We start from the raw sequence: 9,929 nt of genomic DNA on the forward strand, positions 1-9,929 counted from the left end.
ACTTAGTGATTTCAATATATTAATCGATTTAAAAGATTTTATTTCTTTTTAAATCGGTTGAAGACGCATTAAAATCCAGCTGCGGCCTTTTCGCAAAATCCGCTCCCGCCTGACCGGCGATTTCGGAGCGAGTTTTCCTTTGCCACAATTTGTTCCACCTTTATACTCAAGAGAGTGGCTCGCGGCGCACAACCTTGGCTGGGTGAATGTCGGGAGTTACGAGAAAATGACGATGGAGACCAACTACATGCAGACGATCGCGCTTGTCGACGACGACCGGAATATTCTGACTTCGGTATCGATCGCGCTCGAAGCCGAAGGCTACCGGGTCGAAACGTATACGGACGGCGCTTCCGCGCTTGACGGGTTGATCGCCCGTCCGCCGCAGCTCGCCATTTTCGATATTAAGATGCCACGCATGGACGGCATGGAGCTTTTGCGGCGTCTTCGCCAGAAGTCGGACCTGCCGGTCATCTTCCTCACCTCCAAGGATGAAGAGATCGACGAATTGTTCGGCCTGAAGATGGGTGCGGACGACTTCATCACGAAACCCTTCTCGCAGCGTCTTCTGGTGGAACGCGTCAAGGCCATCCTGCGCCGTGCCAGCAGCCGTGAGGCGTCCGCCGCAACCGGCAGCGTGCTGAAGCCGACCGCCGATCAGCAGGCGCGTACGCTGGAGCGCGGGCAGCTCGCCATGGACCAGGAACGCCACACCTGCACCTGGAAGGGTGAGCCCGTGACGCTGACGGTCACCGAATTCCTCATCCTGCATTCGCTGGCGCAGCGGCCGGGCGTGGTGAAAAGCCGCGACGCGCTGATGGATGCCGCCTATGACGAACAGGTCTATGTGGACGACCGCACCATCGACAGCCACATCAAGCGCCTTCGCAAGAAGTTCAAACTGGTCGATGGCGACTTCGATATGATTGAAACGCTTTATGGCGTAGGATATCGCTTCCGCGAAGCGGCTTGAACAAGCCGACTCGCGCAGAAGGGACCACCCGATATGGGGGTGGTGAGGACTTGAATACGTGTTGAAGAAAACGCCGGAAACCGTCTCGGACAGCGACGATGCCGAAGAACGCGGCAGCGAACGCCGCCATCGTATCCATCCGCTGACGATCATCCGGCGCATTTTCGGCAATGCGGTGTTTTCCAGCCTCACGCGCCGCATCCTTTTTTTCAACGTCGCGGCGACGGTGGTTCTGGTCGGCGGCATTCTCTATCTCAACCAGTTCCGCGAAGGGCTGATCGATGCGCGCGTGGAAAGCCTGCTGACGCAGGGCGAGATCATCGCCGGCGCTGTGTCCGCTTCCGCCTCGGTCGATACCAACTCCATCACCATCAATCCGGAAAAGCTGCTCGAATTGCAGGCGGGACAGAGCATTACCCCTGCCCCCAATGATGAGGACTTGAGTTTCCCGATCAATCCGGAACGGGTGGCGCCGGTGCTGCGGCGGCTGATTTCGCCAACGCGTACCCGCGCGCGGCTGTTCGATGCCGACGCCAATCTGCTGCTGGATTCCCGTCACCTTTATTCGCGCGGCCAGGTGCTGCGCTTCGATCTGCCGCCGGTGACGCCGGAGACGCAGACCTGGGGCGACTGGTTCACCAGCATGTTCAACCGCATGCTGCAACCGAGCAGTCTGCCGCAATATAAGGAAGCGCCTGGCGGCGACGGCTCGATCTATCCGGAGGTGATGAATGCGCTGACGGGTGTGCGCGGCGCGGTGGTGCGCGTTACCGAAAAGGGCGAGCTGATCGTTTCAGTCGCCGTGCCGGTGCAACGCTTCCGGGCGGTGCTCGGCGTTCTGCTGCTCTCCACGCAGGCGGGCGATATCGACAAGATCGTGCATGCGGAGCGCCTCGCCATCATGCGCGTCTTCGGCATCGCCACGCTGGTCAATATCGTGCTCTCGCTGCTCCTGTCCTCGACCATCGCCACGCCGCTGCGGCGGCTTTCCGCTGCCGCAATCCGCGTGCGCCGCGGGGCGAGAACCCGCGAGGAAATACCGGATTTTTCGGCGCGTCAGGATGAGATCGGCAATCTTTCGATTGCGCTGCGTGAAATGACGACGGCGCTTTACGACCGTATCGACGCCATCGAAAGCTTCGCCGCCGATGTCAGCCATGAACTCAAGAACCCGCTGACCTCGCTGCGCAGCGCCGTGGAGACCCTGCCGCGCGCCAAGACCGAAGAGTCGAAACAGCGCCTGACCGAAATCATCTTCCACGATGTGCGCCGCCTCGACCGCCTGATCAGCGACATTTCGGATGCGTCGCGGCTCGATGCCGAACTGGCACGCGCCGACGCCTCGCCGCTCGATCTCGATGTGCTGATGAAGGGTCTGGTGGATATATCCCGCCAGATAAGCACCAAGAAGAAAAGCGTGACGATAGACTATGTCGTCGACCGGAAAGCAGGCGCGAAAACCTCATTCGTGGTGAATGGCCACGACCTGCGTATCGGCCAGATCGTCACCAACCTCATCGAAAATGCGCGCTCCTTCGTTGCCGAGGAAAGCGGGCGCATCACCGTGCGCCTTTCCCGTCACAAGGATCGTTGCGTCGTGCAGGTGGAGGACAACGGGCCCGGCATTCAGGCCGAAGACATCGACCGGATTTTCGAGCGCTTCTACACCGACCGGCCGGCGAGCGAAGGGTTCGGACAGAATTCCGGCCTTGGCCTTTCGATCAGCCGCCAGATCGCGGAAGCCCATGGCGGCAGTCTGCGGGCGGAAAACGTGGTCGACAAATATGGCGTGATTTCCGGCGCGCGCTTCACCCTGTCGCTGCCGGCGGCCGAAACCCATGAACGCTGAACGCTTCAACCTGCACGCCACCGCCATCACCGTTCAAAACACCGGCATCCTTTTCGTCGGACCGTCGGGCAGCGGCAAAAGCGAGCTTGCCTTCAGCTTCCTGACGGAGGCGGAACGCTGCGGATTGCCGGCGGCGCTGATCGCGGACGATCAGATTTTCGTGTATCGCGATGGCGACAACATCATTGCCGAGCGGCCGGACGCAATCGCCGGCCTGCTGGAATTGCGCGGCAGCGGCATTGTTTCCGTCAAAAGCGTTGCGCGCGCTCCACTACATTTTGCGGTCACGACAGTTCTTTCAGGGACAAATCCAAGACTTCCCGAAGATGACGAGGTGTTTTCCCTGCCCTGCGGCGGGCATATCAGGCTTCTGCGCATTCCGCTTTCCAGTCTTACGCCCTATGGAAAATTTGCTGCACTTGCTCAGAATCTTTTTGAAACGAATGTGAAGTGACGATGATTCGGGCGATTTTAGGCTTGCGATTCGCATTTTCCTCATCAAGATGAAATCCCACCGATGGACAGGATTGCCGCGTTGCGATAGTCGGCAATGAGAGTGCGTGTGCAAGGGAGCATTTCATGATCGGACTAGTGCTTGTCACCCATGGCAAGCTGGCTGAGGAGTTTCGCCATGCGTTGGAGCATGTCGTCGGTCCCCAGAAATTGATCGAGACGGTCTGTATCGGTCCCGAAGACGACATGGATCAGCGCCGGCAGGATATCATCGACGCCGTTGCACGCGCCAATGACGGCAATGGCGTGATCATCCTGACGGACATGTTCGGCGGCACGCCTTCCAATCTCGCGATTTCCGTCATGAATAACGGCAATGTCGAAGTCATCGCAGGGGTCAATCTTCCCATGCTGATCAAGCTTGCCGGCGTTCGCAGCGAAGATAATATGGACAAGGCCCTTCAGGACGCATCCGATGCCGGTCGCAAATATATCAACGTCGCCAGCCGCGTTTTGAGCGGCAAGTGAGAAGTCAGCCCATGTCGCCATTCTCCCGGGAACTACCGATCATCAACAAACGCGGTCTTCACGCCCGGGCTTCTGCTAAATTCGTGCAGATGGTCGAAGGTTTTGACGCGACGATCACGGTTTCCAAAGATGGTATGACCGTTGGCGGCACCTCCATCATGGGCCTGATGATGCTGGCGGCAAGCCCCGGCTGCAGCGTTTATGTCGAGGCAAGCGGCAATCAGGCGAAAGAAGCACTGGAAGCACTGGAGGCGCTGGTCGCCGACCGCTTCGGCGAAGAAGCCTGAGCCGGCACCATATAAAGACATAAAGACTTCTTTATATCATCATTGCCAGATCGTTCGTGGCCTGCTAAACCGCTGCTACGTTTAAGAGCCGGGCCGCAAGGCGCGGCGTTTCTGATCTGGAGAACTTCATGAGCCTTGAGAAGGACTACATCGTCGCCGATATCAACCTTGCCGCATTCGGCCGCAAGGAACTGGACATCGCCGAAACCGAAATGCCGGGCCTGATGTCCTGCCGCAAGGAATTCGGCGAAAGCAAGCCGCTGAAGGGCGCACGTATCACCGGTTCGCTTCACATGACGATCCAGACCGGCGTTCTCATCGAGACGCTGAAGGAACTCGGTGCGGACATTCGCTGGGCGTCCTGCAACATTTTCTCGACGCAGGATCATGCGGCGGCGGCCATTGCGGCAGCCGGCATCCCGGTATTCGCCGTCAAGGGTGAAACCCTGACGGAATATTGGGAATATACCGACAGGATCTTCCAGTGGGCCGATGGCGGCCTTTCCAACATGATCCTTGACGATGGCGGCGACGCCACCATGTACATCCTGCTCGGCGCACGCGCCGAAGCCGGTGAGGACGTTCTTTCCAACCCCGGTTCGGAAGAAGAGGAAATTCTCTTCGCGCAGATCAACAAGCGCCTCAAGGCTTCGCCCGGCTGGTTCACCAAGCAGCGCGACGCACTGAAGGGCGTCACGGAAGAAACGACGACCGGCGTTCACCGTCTTTACGATCTCAGCAAGAAGGGACTGCTGCCCTTCCCGGCGATCAACGTCAATGACAGTGTCACCAAGTCGAAGTTCGACAACAAATACGGCTGCAAGGAATCGCTGGTGGACGGCATTCGCCGCGCAACCGACGTAATGATGGCCGGCAAGGTTGCCGTGGTCTGCGGTTACGGCGACGTAGGCAAGGGTTCTGCCGCCTCGCTGCAGGGCGCCGGCGCCCGCGTGAAGGTCACCGAAATCGACCCGATCTGCGCGCTTCAGGCCGCCATGGACGGTTTCGAGGTCGTTCGTCTGGAGGACGTGGTTTCCTCCGCCGATATCTTCATCACCACCACCGGCAACAAGGACGTGATCCGCATCGAGCATATGCGCGAGATGAAGGACATGGCCATCGTTGGCAATATCGGCCACTTCGACAACGAGATTCAGGTCGCATCGCTGCGTAACCTGAAGTGGACGAACATCAAGCCGCAGGTCGACATGATCGAGTTCCCGAAGGGCAACCGCATCATTCTTCTGTCCGAAGGCCGCCTGCTGAACCTCGGCAACGCCACCGGTCACCCCTCCTTCGTCATGTCGGCATCCTTCACCAACCAGGTGCTGGGCCAGATCGAGCTCTTCACCAAGCAGGGCGAATACAAGAACGAAGTTTACGTGCTTCCCAAGCACCTCGACGAGAAGGTCGCGCGCCTTCATCTCGAGAAGCTCGGTGTGCGCCTGACCGAACTTTCCGACCTGCAGGCAGATTATATCGGCATCTCTAAGGAAGGTCCGTTCAAGGCCGAACACTACAGATATTAATTTCATAGTTAATATCCACTGAAATTACACAATATCTAGATGCCGTGCGCTTGACAAAGCGCGCGGCATCTTTTTTGCGCGCTCCCTTTTCGCAGATTTATGAAGGCGGTATTGTCATCAGACTTGATTCGGACACGCCAAAGGGCGGCGGGGACGAAATGGGATGTCTTGTCGAAGATGCGGCACATAGGACGGAGACAGACCGGGGATGTCGGTTCAAAATTCGGATCTGCGCAAGCAGACAGTTCAACGCGTTGAAAACACGCAAGCGGGCGTGGCATTGAGCGCGGCTCTTGCGCGTTGCCGGCAGGTCGTCAGTGCGGTTCAGACTGGCTTTGCGAGGCTTCCTGTCCTGATGTCGGGCACGGTTCTGGCCGGCTCGACAACCGTTGTGATGGCCCAGGACGGCCTCGTGGCAAAGACCGGCGCGCGGTTGTTCTCATCCGGAGAAACCATCACCTATTCGCTTTTCGTCGGCATGCTTTCGGCAACGCTGTTTTCCGTCGTCTGGCTGGTGCGCCAGCGCGGTAATATCGAGGCGGAAAGTAGCGAATACCGACAGGCGCTTGCCCAGTCCCACCACAAGATCGCGAAATACGAAGCGTTGATTTCTGACAAGAGCCGCCGCATCGTCATCTGGGATGGCGCGGACAAGCGGCCCGAATTTCTGGGACAGCTGCCGGCGGAGACGGGTGTGCCGCTGGCAGATCAGGATTTTCTGGCCTTTGGCCGCTGGCTGAAACCGGCATCCGCAAGCCAGCTTGAAAAATCCATCGAAAAACTCCGCAGCCATGCCCAGAGTTTCGACCTGACCATCGAGACGCAGCGCGGCGAAGTCATTGAAGTGCAGGGCCGGGTTTCCGGCGGAAACGCCTTTGCGCGGTTTATTGCCCTCAACAATCTGCGCGCCGAACTCGCTGAATTGCAGGTGGAGCGCGAGCGCCTGATCGCTTCCGTTTCGACCTTTCAGGAACTTCTCGATTCCATCGAGCAGCCCGTCTGGCGGCGCAATGGCGAAGGTGACCTCATCTGGGTCAACCACGCCTATGCGCAGGCGGTGGATGCCCGTGACACCGAACAGGCCGTTCATGAAAAACGCGAACTGCTGAACACGGTTACCCGGCAGAAGATACGCGCGGCCGCGACACCGGAATCGCCCTATCACGACCGTATTTCGACGGTGGTTTCCGGAAACCGCACCTTCTTTGACGTCGTCGACATCAAGACGGCGGGTGGGTCTGCCGGCATTGCCATCGATGCCACCGAGGCCGAGACCATCGGCGAGGAACTCAAGCGGGTTCTGAAGAGCCACGCCGAAACGCTCGATCATCTGGCAACGCCTGTCGCCATTTTCGACGGCCGGCAGCGGCTGCAATTCTACAATCAGGCTTTTGCGGCTCTCTGGGGTCTCGATCTCGTTTTCCTCGAATCCAGCCCTGACAATTCCGAGCTTCTGGACAGGCTGCGCACCGCCGGCAAATTGCCGGAGCAGCTGAACTGGAAGAACTGGAAGGAGACGGCGCTCTCCGTCTATCGCTCGCTGGATACCAAGACCGATCTCTGGCACTTGCCGAACGGCCAGACGCTTCGGGTTATCGCGACTGCCCATCCGCAGGGCGGCGCGACCTGGGTTTTCGAGAACCTGACCGAGCAGGTCGATCTGCAGATGCGCTACAACACGCTGGTAAAGGTGCAGGGCGAAACCATCGACCATCTGGCCGAAGGTGTGGCCGTGTTCGGCGCGGACGGGCGCATTCGCCTCTCCAACCCGGCATTCCGGGCGCTCTGGGGCGTGACCGCGGAACAGGCCGAGACCGGCACCCATATCCGCGCCATCGAAACCGCCTGCACGCAATCCTATGACAGACCGGACGGCTGGCGCGCCTTCAGCCAGTTCATCACCAGCTTCGACGATGAGCGGCCGTCGCGGCAGGGCACGCTGGAACTGCTTTCCGGCCTTGTGCTCGACTACGCCATCATTCCACTGCCTGATGCGCAGACCATGCTGACCTTCGTCAACATGACCGACAGTGTGCGGGCCGAGCGGGCGCTGAAAGAAAAGAACGATGCGCTTCTGAAGGCCGACGAGCTTAAGAACGATTTCGTGCAGCATGTTTCCTACGAGCTGCGTTCGCCGCTGACGAATATCATCGGCTTCACCGATCTCCTCAAGACACCCGGCATCGGACAATTGACGGAACGGCAGGCGGAATATCTCGACCATATTTCCACTTCATCCTCGGTGCTCCTGACCATCGTCAACGATATTCTCGATCTCGCCACCGTCGATGCCGGCATCATGCAGCTCAATTATTCGGAAAACGATCTGAACGAATTGCTTGAAGACGTTTCGGTGCAGATCGCCGACCGGCTGCAGGAGAGCGGTATTTCGCTCGAGATCGTTGCACCCGCCCATCTCGGCAGTTTGGTGGCCGATCACCAGCGGCTGAAGCAGATTCTCATCAAGCTCCTGACCAATGCGATCAATTTCGCACCCGAAGGTTCCTCCGTGCAGCTTTCCTGCCAGCGCAGCGAAGGCGACTTCGTGTTCTCGGTGGCGGATAAGGGTCCGGGCATTCCTGAGGACATGCTGAAGAGCGTGTTCGACCGCTTCGCGACACGCGGCAATGGCGGACGGCGAACCGGTGCGGGGCTTGGCCTTTCCATCGTGGAAAGCTTCGTCAGCCTGCATCATGGCACCGTCAGCATCGACAGCCGGCCCGGCAACGGCACCATCGTCACCTGCCGCATTCCTTCCGGCACACGGCCGCATTCCATCGCCGCAGAATGAGCGAAGACATCTTGCCGATCACCATTCCCCTTGCGGGAGAAAAGGACACCATCAGGCTCGGTGAAGACCTTGCGCTGGCTTTGAAACCCGGCGATTGTCTGGCTCTGATCGGCGATCTTGGCGCCGGCAAATCGACGCTTGCCCGCGCCTTCATCCGGGCGATGGCGGACGAGCCGGATCTTGAAGTTCCAAGCCCTACCTTCACGATCGTCCAGACCTATGCCGCCCGCATTCCGGTCGCTCATCTCGATCTTTACCGGCTTTCGGATGTTTCGGAACTGGACGAACTCGGCATCGATGAGATGCTGGAGGATGGCATCTGCCTGATCGAATGGCCGGATATGGCCGCCGAGATTCTGCCGCCGGAGCAGACCGTCACGCTCCGGTTGACGCATTCCGGCGAAGGGCGGCTCGCCTCCATCGAGGCTCCGGCAAAGCTGAAAGCACGACTTGAACGGGTTTTCGCCATCCGCGCGTTTCTCGCAAAAAATGGTAAGGGCGACGCGGCCCGGCGTTTCCTGAGCGGTGACGCCTCAACACGCGCCTATGAGACCGTTTCCACTGACGGCCCGGACCTTATCCTTATGGATTGGCGACGCCCCCTCAAGGGTGCAATCATTGCGGATGGCAAGACCTACGCGGAAATCGCCCATCTTGCGCAGGACGCCCGCTCCTTCGTCGCGATCGGCAATTATCTTCGAAACAACGGCCTTTGCGCCCCCGAGATTCTGGCGGCGGATATCGATCAGGGTATTCTATTGCTGGAGGACCTCGGGCGGGATGGGGTACTTGCGCCTGACGGAACGCCGATAGAGGATCGCTATCTGCAAAGCGTCGCCTGCCTTGCCGCACTCCATCAGGCCCCGCGACCTGACCTGCTGCCGGTGGGTGACGGCAGCGCCTATGAGGTTCCCCCGTTCGACCGCCAGGCGATGAAGATCGAGGTTTCACTGCTGGCGGAATGGTATCTGCCGCATAAACGCGGCAAGCCCCTCACCGATAGCGAAAAGAGCGACTATTACGCTCTATGGGACACGCTGATCGACCAGCTCGCCGACTGCGAAACCGGGCTTCTGCTGCGCGATTTCCATTCACCCAACCTTATATGGCAGTCGCAAAACAGCGGCGTCCGGCAGGTCGGCCTGATCGATTATCAGGACGCGATGATCGGTCCGAGCGCTTACGATCTTGCCTCCATCGTGCAGGACGCCCGTGTCACCATTTTACCCGAATTGCAGGCGCGCCTGCTTTCGCACTATCTCGACAGCAGGAGAAGCGAGCCCTCTTTCGATGAGGCTGCTTTCCTCAAGGCTTTCGCCATCATGTCGGCGCAACGCAACTGCAAGCTCGCCGGTATCTGGGTGAGGCTGTTGGAACGGGACGGAAAACCCGGTTATATGAAACATATGCCAAGGACGTTCCGCTATCTCAGTGCAGCGCTTTCGCATCCGGAACTCGCACCGCTCAAAGACTGGTGCCTGCGCATGGGCATGGAATTCGACGACTGAAAGACGGTTGA

At 59.0% G+C, this 9,929-nt stretch carries 8 protein-coding genes; all 8 read left to right on the forward strand.

The window, feature by feature from the left end; translation table 11 throughout:
• Positions 1-247: 247 nt before the first annotated feature.
• On the forward strand, positions 248-973 hold the full coding sequence (chvI, locus tag L901_RS19540; RefSeq protein WP_003505377.1) for a two-component system response regulator ChvI: 726 nt from the start codon (positions 248-250) through the stop codon (positions 971-973).
• Positions 974-1,031: 58 nt separating this feature from the next.
• On the forward strand, positions 1,032-2,822 hold the full coding sequence (gene chvG / locus L901_RS19545; protein WP_003521184.1) for a two-component system sensor histidine kinase ChvG: 1,791 nt from the start codon (positions 1,032-1,034) through the stop codon (positions 2,820-2,822).
• Positions 2,812-3,276: an HPr kinase/phosphorylase gene (locus L901_RS19550; protein WP_059759679.1), complete on the forward strand. Its 465-nt coding sequence runs from the start codon at positions 2,812-2,814 to the stop codon at positions 3,274-3,276. The genes chvG and L901_RS19550 overlap by 11 nt, the downstream gene beginning before the upstream one ends.
• Before the next feature lie 125 nt (positions 3,277-3,401).
• Positions 3,402-3,803: a PTS sugar transporter subunit IIA gene (locus L901_RS19555; RefSeq protein WP_003505374.1), complete on the forward strand. Its 402-nt coding sequence runs from the start codon at positions 3,402-3,404 to the stop codon at positions 3,801-3,803.
• Positions 3,804-3,814: 11 nt separating this feature from the next.
• Positions 3,815-4,090 (forward strand): HPr family phosphocarrier protein, encoded by a 276-nt coding sequence (locus tag L901_RS19560; RefSeq protein ID WP_003521181.1) that lies wholly within the window; start codon positions 3,815-3,817, stop codon positions 4,088-4,090.
• Positions 4,091-4,218: 128 nt separating this feature from the next.
• Complete coding sequence (gene ahcY, locus L901_RS19565; protein WP_035264116.1) at positions 4,219-5,619, forward strand: adenosylhomocysteinase; 1,401 nt, start codon at positions 4,219-4,221, stop codon at positions 5,617-5,619.
• A 208-nt stretch (positions 5,620-5,827) separates the two neighbouring features.
• Positions 5,828-8,410, forward strand: a complete 2,583-nt coding sequence (locus L901_RS19570; RefSeq protein ID WP_059759680.1) for a PAS domain-containing sensor histidine kinase — start codon at positions 5,828-5,830, stop codon at positions 8,408-8,410.
• Positions 8,407-9,918 carry a tRNA (adenosine(37)-N6)-threonylcarbamoyltransferase complex ATPase subunit type 1 TsaE gene (tsaE, locus tag L901_RS19575; protein WP_059759682.1) on the forward strand — a complete coding sequence of 504 codons (1,512 nt, stop codon included), beginning with the start codon at positions 8,407-8,409 and terminating at the stop codon, positions 9,916-9,918. The genes L901_RS19570 and tsaE overlap by 4 nt, the downstream gene beginning before the upstream one ends.
• Positions 9,919-9,929 lie beyond the last annotated feature (11 nt).

It is taken from the genome of Agrobacterium sp. D14 (genome assembly GCF_001526505.1).
Lineage (GTDB): Bacteria > Pseudomonadota > Alphaproteobacteria > Rhizobiales > Rhizobiaceae > Agrobacterium > Agrobacterium leguminum.

Coding starts and splice junctions, on each gene's coding strand:
- chvI (WP_003505377.1), top strand. CDS start 248: ATGCAGACGATCGCGCTTGTCGACGACGACCGGAATATTCTGACTTCG.
- L901_RS19550 (WP_059759679.1), top strand. CDS start 2,812: ATGAACGCTGAACGCTTCAACCTGCACGCCACCGCCATCACCGTTCAA.
- L901_RS19555 (WP_003505374.1), top strand. CDS start 3,402: ATGATCGGACTAGTGCTTGTCACCCATGGCAAGCTGGCTGAGGAGTTT.
- L901_RS19560 (WP_003521181.1), top strand. CDS start 3,815: ATGTCGCCATTCTCCCGGGAACTACCGATCATCAACAAACGCGGTCTT.
- ahcY (WP_035264116.1), top strand. CDS start 4,219: ATGAGCCTTGAGAAGGACTACATCGTCGCCGATATCAACCTTGCCGCA.
- L901_RS19570 (WP_059759680.1), top strand. CDS start 5,828: ATGTCGGTTCAAAATTCGGATCTGCGCAAGCAGACAGTTCAACGCGTT.
- tsaE (WP_059759682.1), top strand. CDS start 8,407: ATGAGCGAAGACATCTTGCCGATCACCATTCCCCTTGCGGGAGAAAAG.